This window comes from Brachybacterium sp. GCM10030252 (assembly GCF_042666535.1).
Classification (GTDB): domain Bacteria; phylum Actinomycetota; class Actinomycetes; order Actinomycetales; family Dermabacteraceae; genus Brachybacterium.
This window is the reverse complement of the sequence record NZ_JBHTDM010000004.1, coordinates 126,402-145,571: the sequence shown is the minus strand read 5'-3', so window position 1 is coordinate 145,571 and position 19,170 is coordinate 126,402. Positions and strand designations below refer to the sequence as shown.

Genomic DNA, 19,170 nt, shown 5'->3' with positions numbered 1-19,170 from the left:
GCGGGGTTCACCTCACGTAGGCGCGGCTGAGGCGCTTCTCGAGTCGGCCCTGCAGCCAGGAGTAGGCGATCACCAGGAGCCAGTACACCAGCCCCACAACCAGGAAGGTCTCGAAGAACCGGAAGGATGCGGAGGCGACGATCTTGGCCTCGGCGAACAACTCGGTAAGGCCCAGAGTGAAGGCCACCGAGGTCTCCTTGAGCAGGGAGATGAAGATGTTGCCGGTAGCCGGCAGGGCGTTGTAGGCGGCCTGAGGGATGATGTAGCGCCGGTAGACCTGCGGCGCGGTCATCCCCGTCGCCAGACCGGCTTCCAGTTGTCCGCTGTCGACGCTGGTCAGGGCGGCGCGGAAGATCTCCGCGAGATACGAGGACTCCTTGAGGGAGAACCCGACGATCGCGGCGGTCAGCGCGTCCATGGTCGACAGCGAGGGGATCAGCTGCGGCAGCCCGTAGTAGATGAGGAACAGCTGAACCAGAGTGGGGATCCCACGGAACAGAGAGACGTACAGCTGGGCCAGCTGATCCAGCACGGGGATCTGCAGGAAACGGATCAGCGCGACGAGCAGACCGATCAGGATGGCGAACACCATCGAGGCGACGGCGATCAACAGTGTGATCGGCAGGAACTTCAGCAGCTGGGGCAGTACCTCCAGCATGTATGCCGGATCGAGATCCATCGATCAGCTCCCTTCGTAACCCTCTGGCTCCGTGGTCACGTCATCGCCGTAGTACTTCTGGGACAGCTCGACCAGGGTGCCGTCCTCATGCAGCGCGGCGATCTGCTCGTTGAACTGAGCGACCAGCTCGGAACCCTTCTCGAAGGGGAAAGCCACCGACTCCCAGGCAATCGGGTCTCCGACGAACTTCAGGTCCGTGCCGTTCTCGGCCATCTCGGCGAGAAAGATGCCGGTGGAGTTGATGTACCCGTCCACGCGGCCGGAGAGCAGATCCTGCATGGCGCCATCGCGTGTCTCATAGGTGCGGATCTCGACGTCCACGCCGTGTTCGGAGATCCAGTTCTCCAGATGAGTGGTGTTGTTCGATCCCAGCACGCCGGCGATCGTGTGCCCGGCGATGTCTTCGAGCTCGTTGAGCTCGTCGTTGTCGCCGGTGGTGACGATCGTGGCGCCCATGTAGGCGTACGGATCGGTGAAGTCGTACTGCGCGGCGCGCTCCTCGGTCACGGCAACGTTGTTGGCGATCGTGTCGAGTTTGCGGGCCTCCAGCTGTCCCATCAGGCCGGAGAAGTCGGCATTGGTCCAGTCCACGCTGCGGCCCAGGTTCTCCGCGATGGTCTCGATCGCCTCGACGTCGAATCCGACGAGCGTGCCGTCCTGCTGGTAGCTGTTGGGGAAGGACTGGCCGGTGGACCCGGCGCGGATGGCGCCGGAGTCACCACCGCTGCACGCCGCCAGCAGCGCCGGGAGGGCCAGCGCAGAGAGGGTGAAGGTGCGTCGCTTCATGAGGAGAGTCCTTTCAAGAGCTCGGTGTGACGTGCCTGCCAGCCGGCGTAGGCGACGTCGTCGAGGGGGCGGATGTAGAAGTCGGTGATGTGGCCGAGGCCGAGGTCCCGGCTGCCGACAGGCTCGAAGCCGAGCCGGCGGTAGTACGCGCCCAGCCAGGGATGATCCTGGGCGGTGCCCAGCGAGACCGCCGGGGCATGGAGCTGACCGATCAGAACCTGCTGCTCCAGCTGGCTGAGGAGCGAACGCGCCAGGCCCTGCCCGGCGTGGCTCGGGCGGGTGGCGAGCCAGCCGATGTGCGGCAGCCCCAGATACCCCGGGTTCGGTCCCCACGGCATGCGCAGGGAGACGGTCGCGATGAGGGCGCCGTTCTCGTCGCACGTGCCGTAGGCGATGTTCTGGCGCAGATGCGTCAGCACATCGTCTCGAGAGGCCTGCGAGGCACCGAAATGCACTCCGAGCTCGACGTTCGCTGAATAGGCGGCCTGCAGCAGATCACGGTACTCATCGGCGCGCTCGGGCTGGATCTGTTCGAGCCGAGCCAACCCCGGCCGGCTGGTCGCGCTCTGTCCCGTCTCGGAGCCGGTCACGAGGCGGATCCGTCGGACGGTGCCGATCCGGCCGGGCCGGGCCTCGTGGACTCACCGGCGGGCAGCCCGGCGGCGTCGGCCGCGGCGAGGACATCATCGATGGCCGCACCGGTCTCCCCGAGATAGGCGCCCGCCTCCAGCCAGGAACGGATCATCGTCGGCTCGAAGCGGGAGGCGACACGCTCGTCCTCGGCGAGGACGTCGGCGAGGTGCCGGCCGGTCTCGACCGCGGCCATCGACGCGTCGTACACGATCTGGTGGGCAGTCTGCTTGCCCAGCTCGCGACCGATCTCGAACATGGCCTTCTCGCTGAGGATCAGTCCGCCCTGCAGCTCAAGGTTGCGCGCCATGGCGTCCTCGTGCACGACGAGCCCGGACAGGATTCCGCCGAGCGTCTTCAGCTGCGCCGAGAGGTAGAGATGGATCTCGGGAAGGGCGATCCATTCCGCCCTCCAGCTGATCGCATCGCGCTCGTGGACGGTCGCAGAGCCGTCCAGGACCAGCGCCATGGCGTGCTTGATGGGCGCGGTCAGCGCCGCGGCACCCTCCAGCAGTGCGGGATTGCGCTTGTGCGGCATGGTGGTCGACCCGATCTTGCCGGCAGTGAAGGGCTCCTCGACCTCGCCGATCTCGCTGTGCATGAGGGTGGACAGCTCGGTGGCGATCTTGCCGAGCGTGGTGGAGATCAGTCCGAGCACGGTGGCGTACTCCGCGATGCGGTCCCGGGCGGCCTGCCAGGCGATCCGCGGCGTGGCCAGCTCCAGGCGCTGCAGCGTCTCCCGCTCGATCTCGCGACCGCGCCCCTGGAAGGACGCGTAGGTGCCCACGGCCCCTGAGACGTTGCCGGTCAGCACATCCGGGGTGACGCCGTCGAACCTTTCGAGGTGGCGCAGGGCCTCGTCCAGCCAGATGGCGGTCTTGAATCCGAATGTCGTGGGCAATGCCTGCACGTAGTGCGTCCGCGCGGCCATCGGGGTGTCCCGGTGCGCCGCAGTGAGGTCGCGCAGTGCGACGGCGACAGCGGTCAGGTCCCGCCGCAGCGGGACGATCGCGGCCTTGATCTGCAGGATGGTGCCGGTGTCGACGATGTCCTGCGTCGTCACGCCGTAGTGGACCCATTCCCCGTACTCACCCGAGGCGTGCTGGAGAGCGGTGACCGTGGCGTTGAGCGAGTGCATCGCCTTGGCACCCTCGGCAGCGATTGCCGAGAGATCGAAGTCGCCGTGGGCCGCGCGCTCGATCGCGTCGGCCGCCTCGCGCGGGATCACACCCAGTGCACCCTCGGCCGCGGCGAGGGCCGCCTCGACGTCCAGCTGACAGCGCAGGCGATTCTCCTCGCTCCAGATCTCCCGCATCTCTGGGGTGCTGAAGCTGTTGCCGATGGTCAGCATGTCGACGACGTGGGAAGCCACGGGGGTCCTTCCGTGAAGGTGGGTCGGTGGATGCATGGGGGCACCCGGATGCCCGGGCTGCGCTCCGTGCCCTGGCGAAGGCGTCGGGGGCGACAGGTCTCGCGGAGGCCTGCAGGCGCATGGAGTGGCCCGATGCATCGGGTCGGTCGTCCATAACGCTACGTGATGCAGGGGCTAATGTGACGCTTTGCGTCGCATTGTGAGCCGAATGTGAGCCCCAGGTAACGGTGGGCGTGCGGAAGGCCACTCCGACCACCGCCGCGCCCTGCCGGATCGGTCCTGTCGCGCGTCCCGCCGACCCGGCCGCGGGCGACGCCTCATGCTGGAGCATCCCCGTTCGACCAGGAGGCGACCGGATACCCGCGCACAGACGCGACCTCTCCCTGACCCAGCTGACGTACTTCGTGACGGCTGCGGAGGCTCGCCGTCGTCGAAGACGTCGCGTGGCGAACCACGGACCTGCGGGTCGACGACAGCGGTGACCCGCTCGCCGACCTGACGCCTCTGCTCCAGCTGTGGCTACCGCAGAAGCAGGACTACCTCACACGTGCGGTCGATCCGACGTCGGCCCCGTCGTACGGCGTGCCGGGCGATCAGTGATGACTCTCGCGGTGGTCGGTGGGGGCGCGAGAGCTTTCCCGGCGTCGCGCACGGCGCGCGCCGAAGGGCGACACGGAGCGCCGCTCCCTGCCCGCCTCGACGGCCGGGCAGGGAGCGCAAGCGATCAGTCGTCCAGGTGCTCGATCGCGTAGTCGGCCTGTTCCTGCGTGAACTGGCCTCCGTACTCCGACGTCAACTGGTCGCGGATGGCTTCGGGCGACATGTCCATGGTGTCCCGATACGAGCGGGCGCTCTCCAGCGCATTCTCGTTCCAGTCCGCCTCGATGGTGTCGATGGCGTACTGCGCCTCCTCGGGGAGGAACTGCTCGCCGTGCTCCGAGGTGAGCTGGTCGTAGATTCCCTGCTTGGACATGTGCATGGTCTCCGAGTAGCTCTCGGCCGAGGCCAGCGCATTCGCGTTCCAGTCCGCCTCCACGTTGTCCACGGCGTACTGCGCCGCCTCATCGGAGAACTGGTCGGCGTACTCCGAGGTGAGCTGGTCGAACAGCCCCTGCTTGGACATGTGCAGCAGATCGGAGTAGCTCTGGGCGCTGTTCAGCGCAGAGGTGTATTCCGCCGGGACATCATCCTCAGCTGGCGCCTCCTCCTCGGCCGGCGCCTTCTCCTCGGCGGGGGCTTCCTCAGTGGGCGCGTCGTCCCCCTCAGCTGCCGCCTCCTCCGCAGGGTCCTCATCGGCCGGGGCGTCGTCGACCGGTGCCTCGGCCTCCGCAGGCTCCTCGACGTTCTCGACGTCGGCGGGTTCGGCGACCGCAGTCTCCGTTTCGCTCGGCTGAGGATCTCCACTTCCTGAGAGGGCGATGGCGGAGCAGCCGCCGACGAGCACCACGAACAGAGCGATGCACCCGCAGCCGGCAGCGAACAATCCTCTTCTCTTCTTCCGCGACGGCGCAGGGGCATTGGGTGGGACGGCAGCCGAGTCATCGCGGTGCGGTCCGGGAGCACCGGCGCCGACATTCGGGGCGGGCGGCAGATTCGAGGCCGACGGATCGTCGGGCGTGGGCGCATTGCTGTTCACAGCTGCACTCCATTCTGTGTACATGGTGAGGACCCTGGGCACGGGCGTGCCAGGGCTACTGCTGAGAAAAGAGGCCTGCTGCGGATACGTGAGCTCGACGAGGGTCAGGATCTGCGACGAGCATCGGCGTCCGACGCGATGTCGGAGGGGAACACCTACCGGTTGGGGCCTTCAGGAGAAAAGGTACGAATGGGGTCAGACAGCCGACGCCTCGAATCGGGCGTGGCCGCGGAGTGGTCGTGCCGAGAATTCACCGATACGCCCCGACCAGTCCTTGTCCCTATCGCCGCACCTGTGCGGGGTTCCGGGAGTTCTACGATGCCCGTGTGCTGCTGCTTTCGGATCCGACGCTCCTCGATATACCCGTCACCGAGTGCGGTGACGACCTGGTCGACATCCGGACCGCTCCGGACCTGCTGCTGGACCGGCGCAAGGAGGATCCGGAAGGGGCCTGGGCCACGCTCAGACGCGGCGTGCTCGATCGGCTCGTGGTCGCCCAGCGCGCCCTGCCGGACGGGATCCGGATCCTGGTGGTCGAAGGCCACCGTCCCGTCACGCTGCAGCATCGATATTTCGACGAACGCTGCCAGGATCTCGCCGGGCAACATCCCCACTGGTCCGCTCAGACGGTTCATGTCGAGGCGAGCGACGGCGCCTGCTTCACAGATTCCGGGAACATCACGGCGAAGGCGCGATGGTGGCGCGACACGCTGGGAACAGCCCTCACCCGTGCCGGCCTCGTGAACTACCGACCTGAGTGGTGGCACTGGTCGTTCGGAGACCGGTACTGGGCCGCCGTGACGGGGGCCGAGAGCGCGATCTACTCGCCTCGCTGATCACGCGGCCGAGCCTCCGCGCTGACCAGCGTCGATGAGTCGGCACACCGACACTGATACGTCAAGAGAGCACGTCGGGTTCGCCGGGCGGCCTTTACACGCCGTGCTCTACTTAGGTGATGAACACTCTCTCTGCCACCCGCCGCCGGATGACCCGTGACGAGGCGCTCGCGTGGAACTCGAACTGGTCCCTCGCCGACATCCGCCTGATCGGGGAGAACTTCGATCGCATCGGGGCGCGGACGTTCTACCGCACCCAGTCCAACGGCAGCATCACCGCGCAGGACGAGAACGGGCGCTCCCTGATGTACATCCATCCCGGGTATGTCCAGTTCCGCAAGGGCCTCGCCCCGACGGACCGCCCGGATCAGCAGGTCGAAGGGTTCGACCTCTCCACCGCGCAGCCCCGCGAGAAGACGCCCGCCAAGGGGGAAGAGGTCCTGACCATCTGCCCGTCCTGCTTCTACGCCATGCCCTACACCGGGGTCTGCGACACCTGCGGCTGAGACCCACCGATCAGGGCCCGGCCATCGAGCGCAGTGTCCGCTGCAGGACGAGGCAGTTGCCCAGCACGGACGCCCGGGGTCTCATGACGCGATGTCACGCCTCCGCGCCGCGCCGCGTTGTCGCGGTCCCGGTCGCCCACGCTCGCCAGCTCGGCGCAGCGCGGCCAGCGCCACGACCGTGCATGCGGCGAAGGACGGCCACAGTGCGAAGCGCTCGATCAGACCGCCCCACTGCACCTCGAGCCTGACCAGCAGGACAACACCCGACACGAGGCTGAGCGCTCCGATCGCGACGAGCCGCCACCATCGTGGATCCCACGATCGTGCCAGCACGGCCCCGGTCAGCGCCATGGCGACGCCGCTGAGCACGATGCCCGGGAGCGAGACGATCACGTGCAGAGTCAGCAGCTGATCCAGCGGCGTCAATCCGGTACCGATCGACGACAGGCCCGTCATCACCCACAGTGCCACCGCCGCCGTCATCATCGCTCCCGTCGGCAGCTGCGGGCGCAGCAGCACGGCGCCCACCGCCATCGCCGCTCCGAACAGGATGAAGGCACCGTTGACGGCCACGTGAGCCGGGGAGCAGACCGGGACGTGCTGCGAGTGGTAGGGAATCGACGTGCAGGTGACCGCGCCCAGATCGCTGATCGTGTTGTGCGCCAGGCTGTAGGGCGCGGTGCTCCACGCCGCGGCGGCCAGCTCGATCGGGACGTACAGCACCTGCACTGCCCACAGGACGATCCCGGCACGGGCCGATGCGGACAGAACCGGTGTGGACCGGGCGGGTGACTCCATGTCGCCATGGTGCGATGGCAGCGTCGCGACGTCTTCGTCCGAACGGACGATGTCGGGTCGAGCGTGGGCGAGTCGGTTGTCACACCCTCGCGCCAGACTGCTCCCATGATCCTTCCACCCGAGCCGAGCGACAGCGTCGGCCGACCGCTTGAGTTCCCCGAGCGTGGAACGTGCCCGAGCTGCGGTTCGGGAGAGATCGTCCACCATGTCCGAGGGCTGCCGGACGTGCTGTACGTGGAGGCCGCACCGGCGTGGATGGTCTTCGGCGGCTGCACGATGATCGGCCCCGACCGCACGTGCTCATCGTGTCAGCACCAGTGGTGGGGACCGTATGACGAGGACTTCGAGGAGGAGGATGAGGACGACAGCGAACACGACACCAGCGACGAGGACGATGGATGATGGCCCGGTCCACCGCGGTCCGCCACGCCGGCCCGTGCCCCATACAGTGGTGAGCATGGACGAGCCCCACCCCGCCGACCCGATCCTGACTTCCGACGGGCATGTCGCCGTCGACTCCGCCCCGGCGAACGGCTCCCCCACCGACCCGGCGCTGCGCATCCTCTCGACCGTCTTCGGCTACGACTCCTTCCGCGGCGAGCAGGCAGCCATCATCGAGCACGTCGCCTCCGGCGGCGACGCGGTCGTGCTCATGCCCACCGGCGGCGGCAAGTCGCTGTGCTACCAGATCCCGGCCATGCTGCGCGAGGGCACCGGTATCGTCGTCTCCCCGCTCATCGCGCTGATGGCCGATCAGGTCGCCGCGCTCGAAGCCGTCGGGATCCGGGCCGCCTTCCTCAATTCCACGCTCGAGCCGCACGAGGCACAGGCCGTCGAACAGCAGCTTCTGGCCGGCGAGCTCGATCTGCTCTACATGGCGCCCGAGCGTCTCGTCCTCCCCCGCACCCTCGATCTGCTGCGCCGCGCCGAGCTCTCCCTGATCGCGATCGACGAAGCCCATTGCGTCTCCCAGTGGGGCCACGATTTCCGGCCGGACTACCTGGGACTGGCCGTGCTGGCCGATGCATTCCCCGGCGTGCCCCGGATCGCGCTGACGGCCACCGCCACCGAGGCCACCCACGCAGAGATCACCGACCGGCTGCGGATGGAGGGCGCCCGCCACTTCGTCTCCAGCTTCGACCGCCCCAACATCCAGTACCGCATCGATCCCAAGGCCTCCCCGCGCGAGCAGCTGCTGCGCCTGATCACGACCGAGCACGAGGGCGAGTCGGGCATCGTCTACTGCCTCTCGCGCAAGAGCGTCGAAGCCACCGCCCAGTGGCTCTCCGATCGCGGGATCCCGGCGCTGCCGTACCACGCGGGGCTCGACGCGGCGGTGCGCCAGGATCACCAGGAACGGTTCCTGCGGGCCGAGGGGCTGATCGTCGTGGCGACGATCGCCTTCGGCATGGGCATCGACAAGCCGGACGTCCGGTTCGTCGCCCACCTGGATCTGCCCAAGTCCATCGAGGGCTACTACCAGGAGACGGGCAGGGCCGGCCGTGACGGGCTGCCGTCGACGGCATGGATGGCCTACGGCCTGGGCGACCTGGTCAACCTCCGCAGGTTCATCGACTCCGGGGACGGCGACGAGCAGTTCAAGCGCAACGCCCGCGCCCACCTCGACGCGATGCTCGCCCTGTGCGAGACCGTCTCCTGCCGCCGCGTGCAGCTGCTGCGCTACTTCGGGCAGGACTCCGAACCGTGCGGGAACTGCGACACCTGCCTGAGCCCGCCGCAGACCTGGGACGCCACCGTCGCCGCCCAGAAGCTGCTCTCGGCAATCATCCGCCTCGACCGCGAGCGCGATCAGAAGTTCGGCTCCGGGCAGGTGATCGACGTGCTGCTGGGCCGCGAGAACGAGCGCTCCCGCCAGTCCCGACACGATGAGCTCAGCGTCTGGGGCATCGGCACGGAACTCAGTGAGAAGGAGTGGCGCACGGTGCTGCGCCAACTGCTCGCCCGCCGCATCGTCGAGGCCGTCGGCGACTACGGCGTGCTCGTGCCGGGGCCTGAATCACCGGCTGTCCTGCGCAGCGAGGTCACCGTCGAACTCGCGGTGGACCGCACGCCCACGAAGCCATCGCGCTCGCGCAGCTCCTCCCGCGGTTCCTCCGGGGGCGGCGGGGCGACGTCTCGAGCGGCCGACGGTCTCGAGCCCGCTCAGCGCGAGGTCTTCGAGGCGCTGCGCACGTGGCGCACCTCCGTGGCCAAAGAGAAGCAGATCGCCCCGTACATGGTCTTCTCCGACGCCACGCTGGTGGGGATCATCGAAGCCCGCCCCGGTTCGGTGGCCGCCCTCGGCGGGGTCAGCGGGGTCGGCGCGAAGAAGCTCGCCGAGTACGGCGACAGCGTGCTCGAGGTGCTCGCGACGACATCGTCCTGACCGGGTCGCTCTCAGTCCCGCCCCGTCGCCGCTCACGGCCGCCGGCGGACGTTCACTCCCCCGACTCGCTCGGCGTCGTCGACCAGGGTGAAGGCACGCGTCTCCGGCGGGTACGGGAGATATCGTGGATCGGTCTCACGAAACAGCGGCCCGGCGCTCGGGATCCTGATGGGCCAGTTCTCCATGGCCCGGGTCACGCGATGGTTCAGACGATTCCCCAGGTCCCTGTCGCGGAACTTCGGTGCGTCGATCCGAGCGACCACCAGGGTGTGGCGCCCGCCCACCTCGATTCTCTCGATGTGCTTCCACGGCACCAGTCCCTGGCCGTGCAGAACATCGATCCAGCCCTCGCTCGTCACGCGGGCGCTTCGGCGCCCGACGGTGCGCAGCAGGCGCCACAGTCTCGGGACGAGGATCACGAAGCCCAGTACGGGCGCCCAGGCGAGGAGAACCAGGACCCACCACGGCGCGTTTCCCAGGAGGACCGCCACGATCATCGCCCCGCCCAGTAGCCCGCAGACCGCGGTTGCCCAACTCATGAGCGCGATGTGAACCCACTGCCCAGCGCGGGGCGCCACCCCGGATTCCGGATCTTGAGACCACTCGGGATCCAACCCGAGACCACGGACCTCCGCGGCGGTGGGAGCGAAACCCTCCTGCGTCCAGCGCCGTACCGCCGTGTGCGCCCCGGGCCGCCAGCGGACGCGCTTCCCGAGCCCGGCGCCGACATCGGGCGGCAGCGATGAGACGGCCCGCGACTCTCCCAGCACCAGCCCGACACGATCCCAGGGAAATGTGGTGGCATCCCCGCCGTGGTCCGGGACGACGGCCAGGCCCTCAGGGGACACGGCCACGATCCCGGCTCCGTCGGCGTACCACCGGCTGAGCCGGGGCAGCAGCGAGGACACCGCGAGTCCGAAGACGGCGGCGAGCACGGATCCGGCCGCCATGAGGCCCGCGGAGGGACCTTCAGTGCCGACGCCGACCAGAACGCCGAGGACCACGATGGCGACGACCAGCACCGCCAGGGCGATCCAGGACACCACGATCGCGAGCCGACGAGGCCGCTGGGCGATCATGACGGCACCACCGACACGCCGCGGCTCCTGCACGTCCTGAAGGAACCCTCTGAGAGTGACAGCCCAGGGCACCGCGCTGAGCAGGAGGAGGACCAGCGCCAACCCGATCCGGCTGGCGATCCCCAGGTCCGGCTGGAACGGCAACGTGACAGTGAACAGGAGTGCCACCACCGAGACGAGTCCCCGCACCGGCGGGATGCTCAAGAGCGCCATGGCGCTCGCCTGGCTCATCGCCATGGTGCTCCTCCGAGCGTCGAGGAACCGGGTTCTCCGCCCGCCGGGCCGCCATCCCGGCGTGCCCGGCCGGTCGCATCATACTCGGGTCGCTCGCAGCCAGCGGAATCCGTACGCCCCCAGCTCGACCTCGAGCTGACCGTTCTCCGGGCGGGTCACGCTCTCCGGCTGCAGGAGGTCATGGAAATCGGCCGATGCGATCTGCACTGACAGGGAACCGACATCGACCGTGGCCGTGCAGTCGTGGTCGGCGAAGTTGTGCAGGGCGACGAAGACGGCCCCATCGGAGACCGCGGCATGGGCGAGGGCGCTCCCCTCTCCTGTCTCCAGGACCGCGAGGTCACCGAAGGCGATCTCCGGGGTCGCACGGTATTCACCGATCAGCGTCTTGAGGAAGGACAGCAGGGAGTCGGGATCGTGCAGCTGGTCGTAGACGTTGACACGCTCGGGGCCGTAGTCGCCCTCGGGCAGCTGCTCCACGAGGTCGTCGCGGCGCGCGGTGGAGAACCCGCCATTGCGCCCGGAGTGCCACTGCATCGGGGTCCGCACGCCGGAGCGATCCTCGGTGCCGGCCGGCTCCCCCATCCCGATCTCCTCGCCGTAGTAGAGCACCGGTGCCCCGGGCAGGGAGAACAGGAGGCTGTAGGCCAGGCGGAGCCTGCGCTGGTCCCCGCCGAGCATCGGGGCCAGTCGCCGCACGATGCCCCGCCCGTACACCCGCTGGCGCGGGTCCGGTGAGAGCGCCTCGAAGACCTCCTCCTTGGCATCGCCGAGCAGTTCGAGATTGAGTTCGTCATGGGTGCGCAGGAAACTGGCCCAGCCCTGACTGACGTCGACCGCAGGCAGCTCCCGCAGCACCGTCGCCAGCGGCGCGGGATCGTGGCGGACGAAGGAGAGGAAGGCGGCTTCGGCGGTCTCGAAGTCGAACTGCAGGTCCAGCTCCACACCCGGGTTGCCGAAGTAGTCCAGCTGGTCCTGGTGGTCCAGGCCCACCTCGCCCAGCAGCGCCGCGCCGCCGTAGCGCCGGGCGACGAACCGCCGCAGCTCGCGCAGGAAGGCGTGGGGGTCGCTCTGGTTCCCCGCTCCGGGCGGGTGGATCAGGAACGGCACCGCGTCGATCCGGAAGCCGTCGGCCCCGAGCTCGAGCCAGAATCCGAGAATGCGCGAGATCTCCGAACGCACCTCGGGATTGGAGTGGTTGAGGTCCGGCTGGTGGTGATGGAAGTGGTGGAGGTAGTACTGCCCTGTCTGTTCGTCGTACTGCCAGACACCGTCCTCCTCGGTCGGGAAGACGTTGCTGCCGGCATCGTCGGTGGGCTCATCCTGCCAGACGTAGAAGTCGCGGAGCCGGGCGTCGCGGCTGCTGCGGGCATTGACGAACCACGGGTGCTGATCGGAGGTGTGGTTGATGACGAGGTCGATGATCACGCGGATGCCGCGGTCGTGGGCGACGCGGATCAGTTCGACGAACCGGCCGAGATCGCCCAGGCGGCTGTCGACGCCGAAGTAGTCGGTGACGTCGTAGCCGTCGTCCCGATCCGGCGTGGGTTGGAACGGCATCAGCCACAGGCAGGTCACGCCGAGATCGGCGAGATACTCGATGCGGTCGAGAAGGCCGTCGATGTCGCCGAGCCCGTCACCATCGGAGTCCTGGTACTTCTTGATGTCCAGGCAGTAGATGACGGCGGATCGCCACCACAGGTCGCTGCGGTCGGCCGGCCTCATAGGGTCTCCTTCAGGACGCTGATCAGGTCGTCGGCCCGATCCAGGAAGTAGCTCTGGTCCTGGCCGACGTGATGGATGTAGAGGTGGTCGAAGCCTCGGCCCGCCGCGGTCAGCTGCCCAGCGAGCTGCTCGACCGAGCCGGCGATCGCCACGGAGGACCGCATCGCCTCGGGAGTCGGCTCCGCGAGGGCGTCGAAGTCCTCGGGCTGCTCGACGTCCCACATCGTCGCCGAGGCGGTGGCGTGCTTCCACTGGTCGGTGGCGATGGCCAGTGCCTCGTCCTCGCTCGGGGCCAGGCTGACATGGGCCTGCAGCATGGTCTCTCCCGTGCCGCCGGCGTCGCGGTAGGCGCTGAGCACCTGCGAGGTGCTCTGCGGGTCGATGCCGACGGTGATCATTCCGTCGGCCCACCTCGCTGCCCAGCGGGCGCTGTCGGGGCTGGCGGAGGCGGCGATCGCGGGCGGCTGGGTGGCCGGACGGCTCCAGATCCGTGCCTGGTGGATCCGCACGACGTCGTCGAGGTCGACCTGCTCGCCCTTCAGCAGACGACGGATCGCCTCGACCGACGCCGTCACGCGCCGGCGCCGGGTGTCCTTGTCGGGCCAGGGGTCTGCGGTGACGTGCTCGTTGACGGCCTCGCCGCTGCCGTAGGCCGCCCAGAACCGGTCCGGGAACATCTCGGCCAGAGTGGCCACGGCCTGTGCGATGACCACGGGGTGGTACCGCTGACCGGGCGCTGTGACGACACCGAAGGGCAGCGTCGTGCTCGCCATCGCGGCGCCGAGCCAGCTCCACGCGAAGCCGGCCTCCCCCTGCGCCGTTCCCCAGGGTGCGAGGTGGTCCGAGCACAGGGCGGCGTCGAACCCGACCGCCTCGGCGCGCTGGACGTCGGCGAGCAGGGTGCTGGGGGCGATCTGCTCGTGGGATGCGTGATACCCGATGATCGTCATGCTCACTCCTGGATCATGCGCTGCCGGTCTCGTCCTCGGCACAGAAGGCGTCCTCTGCTCCGGCCCGCCCGACGTTCTCGACCGACGTCCTGCGCACCGGTGCTCATCGACGATATGCGCACCGGAGCGTGTACTCCAGCACCGAGAAGACCACTCGGTTGCTTCGTCCAGCTGCCGCCCGTCTCGTCGAGGCCGGCTGGCTGGCTCGGACCGAGAGGATCCCGACTCGGGGCCGGCGCGGTCAGCTGATCCCCTCGGGGAAGTCCGCCGGCTCCCCGGGCTGAGCCCCCGCGCTGAGGTCGATGCCGTAGTCAGCCGCGAAGCGCAGCTCGGTGCCGGCGAGGACGTCCTCGGTGCCTTCATCGAGGTGGAACACGCGCGCGCCCCGCAGGCGGTGGTCCTCGTCGCCGCCCAGCCCGTAGGTGCCGAATCCGGTGCCGGGCGCATAGCCGAGCTTGATGCCGTAGTAGTCGCCGACGTAGGTGTTGATGTGGTCGTGGCCGACGAACAGGCCCTTGACGTCGCCGCGCTGCAGCATCGCGGAGAACATGCCCGAGTTGAAGGGGCCCGGGCACTCGTCCTCGTTGCGCTCGCCGGTGATCCCGTGCTTCTCGAGTGCCCGGGCGTGGTCGGCCTCGGTGCGGGAGTCGACGCTGGCGAACCACATGAACCGGTGCTCCCAGAGGGCGATGTGCTGGAACACGAGCCCCGGCACGAGCGCCTTGTTCTTCTTCTCCAGCTCCTGGGAGGCCTCGAGATACCACTGGATCTGATCCGGGCGCAGCCAGTCCCAGTCCGGGTATCCCTCGAAGTCCTGCCCGGCGATCTCCTCGGGGGCGTAACGGCCGGAGTCCAGCAGCCACAGCGCGAAGGCGTCGCCCTTCCCGGCTGCGGAGGTCACCGTGAGCACCTGGTTGCCGGTGCCGGTGATGCCGCGCGCCCCGGCGGTGTTCACGTTGTGGCGGTACTGGCGCACGAAGTCGATGTAGTCGTTCTCGTCGAGGCCGGTCTTCTCGGTGGAGTCCTCGTCGTGGTTGCCGAAGGTCAGGGCCCACGCGATCCCGCGGTCCTCCATCGGGCGGACCACGTTGTTGATGGCCTGCTTGGCCTCGAGCGCCGTGGAGGGACCGCCGTTGAAGACGTCCCCGTTGATCAGCGCGAAGTCGGGACGGACGTCGTCGAGCACCGCTTCCTGCAGCTGAATCGTGCGCACGTCGGTCTGGTGCGTGTCCTGGGTGTCATTGAACTGGACGACGGTGAACGTGCCGTCCTCACGGAAGCTCAGCTCGCCGCGCACGACGCCGTCCTTGGGCTGGGCTCCGCCGCCCGTGCCCGCCACCGGCGCCGCCGCGGCCGCTCCCATCGTGCCTGCGGCGGCGAGGCCGGTCGCGGCCGCGGTCGAGAAGCGCAGCACGTCGCGACGGGTGCGGGCTGCCCGAGCATGCGGGGCCGACGGGTTCTGGGCGGGATTCTGCGGAGAGTCGACCATGGTGTCACCGTGCCTGGTTCTTGAGGAGTGAGGAACTCCCGAACCGTAGCCACGGGTCCATACCAGCCGACGACGCGACCGTGAGCATCGCCCGTCGGCCCGCGGAATTCCCGGTGAACCGCGGACGGTGACCGTGCCCGGTCGCGCTGGATCTCCTCGTCCGCGCCGAGGCGGCCGAGAGATCTCGGCGTATCGGCTAGCTCGCCGCCCCGCTCCCCCATTGCTGGATGAAGGCCTCGCGCCGCTTCGCCTGCTCGATGGGGTCCGGCACGGGCAGGGAGGCGATCAGTTTGCGCGTGTAGTCGTGGCGGGGCCGTTGCAGCACCTCGGGGCCGTGGCCGTCCTCGACCAGCTCCCCGCGGTACAGCACCCCGATCCGATGGGCGAGGGTGTCCACCACAGCGAGGTCGTGGCTGATGAACAGGGCTGCGAAGCCCAGCCGGGACTGCAGCTCCCGGAACAGGTCCAGCACGGTGGCCTGGACCGACACATCCAGCGCGCTGGTCGGTTCATCGGCGATCAGCAGCTCGGGACCGAGCACCAGTGCCCGCGCCAGGGAGACGCGCTGGCGCTGCCCGCCCGAGAGCTCGTGGGGGTACCGGCCGGAGTAGGCGCCGGGCAGCTCCACGGCCTCCAGCAGGTCTCGGACCCGCTGGGTGCGCTCGGCCGCGCTGAGCGAGGGCTCGTGCACGATCAGCGGCTCGGCGATGCACTGCTCGATCGTCAGGTGCGGGTTGAACGAGGTCGCCGGATCCTGGAAGACGAACCCGATACGGCGGCGCACGGGTTTGAACGCTCGTTCCCTGACGCCGTTCATCTCGTGGCCGAGCACGCGCAGGCTGCCGCCGGTGGTGCGCTCCAGCCCCACCATGGCACGGCCGATCGTGGTCTTGCCGGAGCCGGACTCGCCGACCAGGCCGTAGACCTCTCCGGCGCGGATCGTGAAATCCACGCCCTTGACGGCCCGGAACGGGGGCCGCCCCAGCCGGCCCGGGTACTCGATGACCAGGTCCTTCGCCTCGACCACGGGGTCGGCGTCCTCGATCACCTGGCGCTGCTCGGTGCTCAGCTCCGTCCATGCGGAGCGGCGCCCCAGGTGCGGCACGGCCGCGAGCAGCTTCTGCGTGTATTGCTCGCGGGGCTCGGCGAACAGCTCCTGGACGCCGGCGCGCTCGATCACCTTCCCGCGGAACATCACGGCCACGGAATCGGCGAGGTCGGCCACCACACCCATGTTGTGGGTGATGACGATGACGGAGGTCCCGAAGCGGTCGCGGACATCGCGCAGCAGCTCCAGGATCTCGGCCTGCACCGTGACGTCCAAGGCAGTGGTGGGCTCGTCGGCGACGATCAGCTCCGCCCCCAGGGCCAGCGCCATCGCGATCATCACGCGCTGCTTCTGGCCGCCGGAGAACTCGTGGGGGTAGCGGTCGATGCGCTCGGCCGGATCAGGGATACCGACCGACTCGAGCGCCTTGATGGCTTCGGCGCGGATCTCCTTGCGCGTCAGCTTCGGCCGGTGCGCACGCAGACCCTCGCCGATCTGCCACCAGATCGGGTAGACCGGATTCAGCGCACTGGAGGGCTCCTGGAAGATCATCGAGACGTCCTCGCCGCGCAGGGCGCGCAGCCGCGGCCCGGTCAGGCCCACGACGTCGGTGCCGGAGATGAGGATGCCTCCGGTCTCCTCGGCGGTTTCGGGCAGCAGCCCCAGGATGGAGCGGGCGGTGACGGACTTGCCGGAGCCGGATTCGCCCACGATCGCGAGGATCTCGCCGGGCGCGACCTCGAGGCTGACGCCGTCGACGGCGTGGACGTCGCCGGCGTCGGTCGCGAAGTGGACGTCGAGATCGCGGATCTCGAGCCGCGCCGTGCGGTCCGTCGCGGGCTCGGTGGCGGTGCCGGTGTCGCTCATGCGCTCGCCTGCTTCTCTGTGGTCGCGGCCGTCACGGTCTTGCGGGATCGCTTCTTGCGGGTCCGCAGCCGTGGGTCGTTGAGGTCGTTGATGGATTCGCCGACGAGGGTCACCCCGAGCACTGCCAGCACGATGGCCAGGCCGGGGAACAGGCCCGTCCACCAGATGCCGCTGGTGGCATCGGCCATCGCGCGGTTGAGGTCGTAGCCCCATTCGGAGGCGCTGGTGGGTTCGATCCCGAAGCCCAGGAAGCCCAGCGCGGCGAGGGTCAGGATGGCCTCGGAGGAGTTCAGGGTGAAGATCAGCGGCAGCGTGCGGGTGGAGTTTCGCAGCAGGTGGGTTCCCATGATGCGGCGGTGCCCGGTGCCGACCACTTTCGCGGCCTCCACGAACGGTTCCGCCTTCAACCGCACGACCTCCGCACGGATCACGCGGAAGTACTGCGGCACGAAGACGACCGTGATCGAGATGGCTGCGGCGAGGATGCCGCCCCACGCGTTGGACTGCCCGCCGGAGATCACGATCGACATGACGATCGCCAGCAGCAGGGAGGGGAAGGCATAGATCGCATCGGCCAGCATCACCAGCACCCGGTCCAGCAGGCCGCCGACGTACCCGGAGAGCAGGCCGAGAGCCACGCCGAGGAACAGGGAGGCCACCACCGCGCACGCCATCACGGCGACCGCGGTGCGGGTTCCCCAGATCACGCGGGAGAGCACGTCGAAGCCGGTCACGGTGGTGCCGAGCGGATGGGCGGCCGACGGGGGCTGCTGACCGCCGAAGTTCGTGCCGTCGGCCGCGGTCTGCGCGAAGCCGTAGGGGGCGATCAACGGCGCCGCCAGCGCCGTCAGCAGCAGGATCGCGACGAGCACCAGACCCGTCACCAGCATGCCGCGCTGGAGGCCGACGCTGCGGCGATAGTGGCTGACCACAGGCAGGCGCAGATACCAGGGGGCACGGGCGGAGCCCGCCACGATCGTCGACTCGGTCGAGAGATCGGCCTCGGCGGGATCGCCCTCGCCCGGGGGCACGGGGTTCGACAGCGTCATCTCAGTACCTCACTCGCGGGTCGATCAGAGCGGCGACGACGTCGACGATGAAGTTGGAGACGGCGACGATGACGGCGAGGGTCATCACGATGCCCTGGACGGCCACGTAGTCGCGGGCCTTCATGTACTCGGCGAGCATGTAGCCCAGTCCGTTCCATTCGAACGTGGTCTCGGTCAGCACGGCGCCGCCGAGCATCATCGCGATCTGCATGCCCATCACCGTCACGATGGGGATCAGCGCCGGCCGCAGCGCGTGCCGGGTGGTCAGGCGGGACTCGGCGACGCCGCGGGAGCGGGCCGAGTCGATGTACTGCATCTCCAGGGTGCCGATCATGTTGGTGCGCACCAGGCGCAGGAAGATGCCGCCGGTCAGCACGCCGAGGGCGATCGCCGGCAGCAGGGCGTGGCTGAGCACGTCGGCCAGCACGTCCAGGCGTCCCAGCCGGATCGCGTCCAGCAGATAGAACGGCGTCGGGTTCAGGATCGAGCCCATCGTCAGCTCACCCCGCGTCGAGATGCGCCCGGCCACCGGCAGCCAGCCCAGGCCCACGGAGAAGACGAGCTTGAGCAGCAGGCCGACGAAGAACACCGGCGTCGCGTAGCCGAGGATCGCGACGATCCGCAGCACCGCGTCGGGCCAGCGGTCGCGGGTGCGGGCTGCGATCATGCCCAGCGGAACCCCGGCGACCAGCGCGACCACCACGGCGTAGGCGACCAGTTCGAAGGTCGCCCCGCCGTAGGTGGTGAGGATCTGCGTGACCGGGGTGTTGTCGGTGTAGGCGGTGCCGAAGTCCCCGCGCAGCACCCCGCCGAGATAGTCGAAGTACTGCACGATCAGTGGCCGGTCGTAGCCGGCCTCGGCGCGGCGCTCGGCGAGCTGGTCCGGGGTGAGTCGGCCGCCGAGAGCGGCCGTGATCGGGTCCCCGGTGATCCTCATGAGGAAGAAGACCATGGTCATGAGGATCAGCACGGTCGGGATGATGAGCAGGAACCGGATGAGGATGTAGCGGCCCAGCCCGCCCGAGGAACGTGCGCGCCCCGGACGGCCGGAGCCCCCGGTGCCGGGTCCTGCGGCACCGGGGGCTGCCGGGCTGTCGAGC

17 protein-coding genes are annotated in these 19,170 nt (G+C 68.9%); 4 read left to right on the top strand and 13 right to left on the bottom strand.

The window, feature by feature from the left end:
• Nucleotides 1-7: 7 nt before the first annotated feature.
• From ACFQRJ_RS02410 to ACFQRJ_RS02390, 5 genes are all read right to left on the bottom strand, one after another.
• Nucleotides 8-679: an amino acid ABC transporter permease gene (locus ACFQRJ_RS02410; protein WP_377016657.1), complete on the bottom strand. Its 672-nt coding sequence runs from the start codon at nucleotides 677-679 to the stop codon at nucleotides 8-10.
• 3 nt (nucleotides 680-682) lie between these two features.
• Entirely contained in the window at nucleotides 683-1,465 is a 783-nt protein-coding gene (locus ACFQRJ_RS02405; RefSeq protein ID WP_377016655.1) for a transporter substrate-binding domain-containing protein, read from the bottom strand.
• Nucleotides 1,462-2,055: a GNAT family N-acetyltransferase gene (locus ACFQRJ_RS02400; RefSeq protein WP_377016653.1), complete on the bottom strand. Its 594-nt coding sequence runs from the start codon at nucleotides 2,053-2,055 to the stop codon at nucleotides 1,462-1,464. Before ACFQRJ_RS02400 ends, ACFQRJ_RS02405 begins: the two co-directional genes overlap by 4 nt.
• Nucleotides 2,052-3,467 carry an adenylosuccinate lyase gene (gene purB, locus ACFQRJ_RS02395; protein WP_377016651.1) on the bottom strand — a complete coding sequence of 472 codons (1,416 nt, stop codon included), beginning with the start codon at nucleotides 3,465-3,467 and terminating at the stop codon, nucleotides 2,052-2,054. Before purB ends, ACFQRJ_RS02400 begins: the two co-directional genes overlap by 4 nt.
• Before the next feature lie 724 nt (nucleotides 3,468-4,191).
• Complete coding sequence (locus tag ACFQRJ_RS02390; protein ID WP_377016649.1) at nucleotides 4,192-4,950, bottom strand: Ltp family lipoprotein; 759 nt, start codon at nucleotides 4,948-4,950, stop codon at nucleotides 4,192-4,194.
• A gap of 479 nt (nucleotides 4,951-5,429) precedes the next feature.
• Between ACFQRJ_RS02390 and ACFQRJ_RS02385 the strand changes: the two genes are divergently transcribed.
• Together ACFQRJ_RS02385 and ACFQRJ_RS02380 are read left to right on the top strand one after the other, a co-directional pair.
• Nucleotides 5,430-5,939: a dipeptidase gene (locus ACFQRJ_RS02385; RefSeq protein ID WP_377016647.1), complete on the top strand. Its 510-nt coding sequence runs from the start codon at nucleotides 5,430-5,432 to the stop codon at nucleotides 5,937-5,939.
• A gap of 119 nt (nucleotides 5,940-6,058) precedes the next feature.
• Nucleotides 6,059-6,445, top strand: a complete 387-nt coding sequence (locus ACFQRJ_RS02380; protein WP_377016645.1) for a hypothetical protein — start codon at nucleotides 6,059-6,061, stop codon at nucleotides 6,443-6,445.
• Nucleotides 6,446-6,526: 81 nt separating this feature from the next.
• Here ACFQRJ_RS02380 and ACFQRJ_RS02375 read toward each other — a convergent pair whose 3' ends face one another.
• Complete coding sequence (locus tag ACFQRJ_RS02375) at nucleotides 6,527-7,243, bottom strand: DUF998 domain-containing protein (protein WP_377016643.1); 717 nt, start codon at nucleotides 7,241-7,243, stop codon at nucleotides 6,527-6,529.
• A gap of 6 nt (nucleotides 7,244-7,249) precedes the next feature.
• Between ACFQRJ_RS02375 and ACFQRJ_RS02370 the strand changes: the two genes are divergently transcribed.
• Together ACFQRJ_RS02370 and recQ are read left to right on the top strand one after the other, a co-directional pair.
• Nucleotides 7,250-7,645, top strand: coding sequence for a hypothetical protein (locus ACFQRJ_RS02370; protein ID WP_377016641.1), 396 nt, complete (start codon nucleotides 7,250-7,252; stop codon nucleotides 7,643-7,645).
• Between the two features lie 55 nt (nucleotides 7,646-7,700).
• Nucleotides 7,701-9,629, top strand: a complete 1,929-nt coding sequence (gene recQ, locus ACFQRJ_RS02365; RefSeq protein WP_377016639.1) for a DNA helicase RecQ — start codon at nucleotides 7,701-7,703, stop codon at nucleotides 9,627-9,629.
• A 32-nt stretch (nucleotides 9,630-9,661) separates the two neighbouring features.
• Here the strand turns inward: recQ and ACFQRJ_RS02360 are convergent, their stop codons facing one another.
• From ACFQRJ_RS02360 to ACFQRJ_RS02330, 7 genes are all read right to left on the bottom strand, one after another.
• Complete coding sequence (locus ACFQRJ_RS02360; protein ID WP_377016637.1) at nucleotides 9,662-10,939, bottom strand: hypothetical protein; 1,278 nt, start codon at nucleotides 10,937-10,939, stop codon at nucleotides 9,662-9,664.
• Nucleotides 10,940-11,020: 81 nt separating this feature from the next.
• Nucleotides 11,021-12,667: an alpha-amylase family glycosyl hydrolase gene (locus ACFQRJ_RS02355; RefSeq protein ID WP_377016635.1), complete on the bottom strand. Its 1,647-nt coding sequence runs from the start codon at nucleotides 12,665-12,667 to the stop codon at nucleotides 11,021-11,023.
• The gene (locus ACFQRJ_RS02350) at nucleotides 12,664-13,617 is read right to left on the bottom strand and encodes a TIGR03557 family F420-dependent LLM class oxidoreductase (protein WP_377016633.1); all 954 of its coding nucleotides are present in this window, start codon (nucleotides 13,615-13,617) and stop codon (nucleotides 12,664-12,666) included. The genes ACFQRJ_RS02355 and ACFQRJ_RS02350 overlap by 4 nt, the downstream gene beginning before the upstream one ends.
• A gap of 241 nt (nucleotides 13,618-13,858) precedes the next feature.
• Entirely contained in the window at nucleotides 13,859-15,106 is a 1,248-nt protein-coding gene (locus ACFQRJ_RS02345) for a metallophosphoesterase family protein (RefSeq protein WP_377016631.1), read from the bottom strand.
• A gap of 196 nt (nucleotides 15,107-15,302) precedes the next feature.
• Nucleotides 15,303-17,021, bottom strand: coding sequence for an ABC transporter ATP-binding protein (locus ACFQRJ_RS02340; RefSeq protein ID WP_377016629.1), 1,719 nt, complete (start codon nucleotides 17,019-17,021; stop codon nucleotides 15,303-15,305).
• On the bottom strand, nucleotides 17,018-18,070 hold the full coding sequence (locus tag ACFQRJ_RS02335) for an ABC transporter permease (RefSeq protein ID WP_377016627.1): 1,053 nt from the start codon (nucleotides 18,068-18,070) through the stop codon (nucleotides 17,018-17,020). The genes ACFQRJ_RS02340 and ACFQRJ_RS02335 overlap by 4 nt, the downstream gene beginning before the upstream one ends.
• Nucleotide 18,071: 1 nt before the next feature.
• Nucleotides 18,072-19,085, bottom strand: coding sequence for an ABC transporter permease (locus ACFQRJ_RS02330; protein WP_377017262.1), 1,014 nt, complete (start codon nucleotides 19,083-19,085; stop codon nucleotides 18,072-18,074).
• Nucleotides 19,086-19,170: the final 85 nt, after the last annotated feature.

Excerpts from the sequence above, each read along its gene's own strand:
- ACFQRJ_RS02350 (WP_377016633.1), bottom strand. The coding sequence starts at position 13,617 with ATGACGATCATCGGGTATCACGCATCCCACGAGCAGATCGCCCCCAGC.
- ACFQRJ_RS02370 (WP_377016641.1), top strand. The coding sequence starts at position 7,250 with ATGGTGCGATGGCAGCGTCGCGACGTCTTCGTCCGAACGGACGATGTC.
- recQ (WP_377016639.1), top strand. The coding sequence starts at position 7,701 with ATGGACGAGCCCCACCCCGCCGACCCGATCCTGACTTCCGACGGGCAT.
- ACFQRJ_RS02355 (WP_377016635.1), bottom strand. The coding sequence starts at position 12,667 with ATGAGGCCGGCCGACCGCAGCGACCTGTGGTGGCGATCCGCCGTCATC.
- ACFQRJ_RS02410 (WP_377016657.1), bottom strand. The coding sequence starts at position 679 with ATGGATCTCGATCCGGCATACATGCTGGAGGTACTGCCCCAGCTGCTG.
- ACFQRJ_RS02375 (WP_377016643.1), bottom strand. The coding sequence starts at position 7,243 with ATGGAGTCACCCGCCCGGTCCACACCGGTTCTGTCCGCATCGGCCCGT.
- ACFQRJ_RS02335 (WP_377016627.1), bottom strand. The coding sequence starts at position 18,070 with ATGACGCTGTCGAACCCCGTGCCCCCGGGCGAGGGCGATCCCGCCGAG.
- ACFQRJ_RS02345 (WP_377016631.1), bottom strand. The coding sequence starts at position 15,106 with ATGGTCGACTCTCCGCAGAATCCCGCCCAGAACCCGTCGGCCCCGCAT.
- ACFQRJ_RS02360 (WP_377016637.1), bottom strand. The coding sequence starts at position 10,939 with ATGAGCCAGGCGAGCGCCATGGCGCTCTTGAGCATCCCGCCGGTGCGG.
- ACFQRJ_RS02340 (WP_377016629.1), bottom strand. The coding sequence starts at position 17,021 with ATGAGCGACACCGGCACCGCCACCGAGCCCGCGACGGACCGCACGGCG.
- ACFQRJ_RS02380 (WP_377016645.1), top strand. The coding sequence starts at position 6,059 with ATGAACACTCTCTCTGCCACCCGCCGCCGGATGACCCGTGACGAGGCG.
- ACFQRJ_RS02405 (WP_377016655.1), bottom strand. The coding sequence starts at position 1,465 with ATGAAGCGACGCACCTTCACCCTCTCTGCGCTGGCCCTCCCGGCGCTG.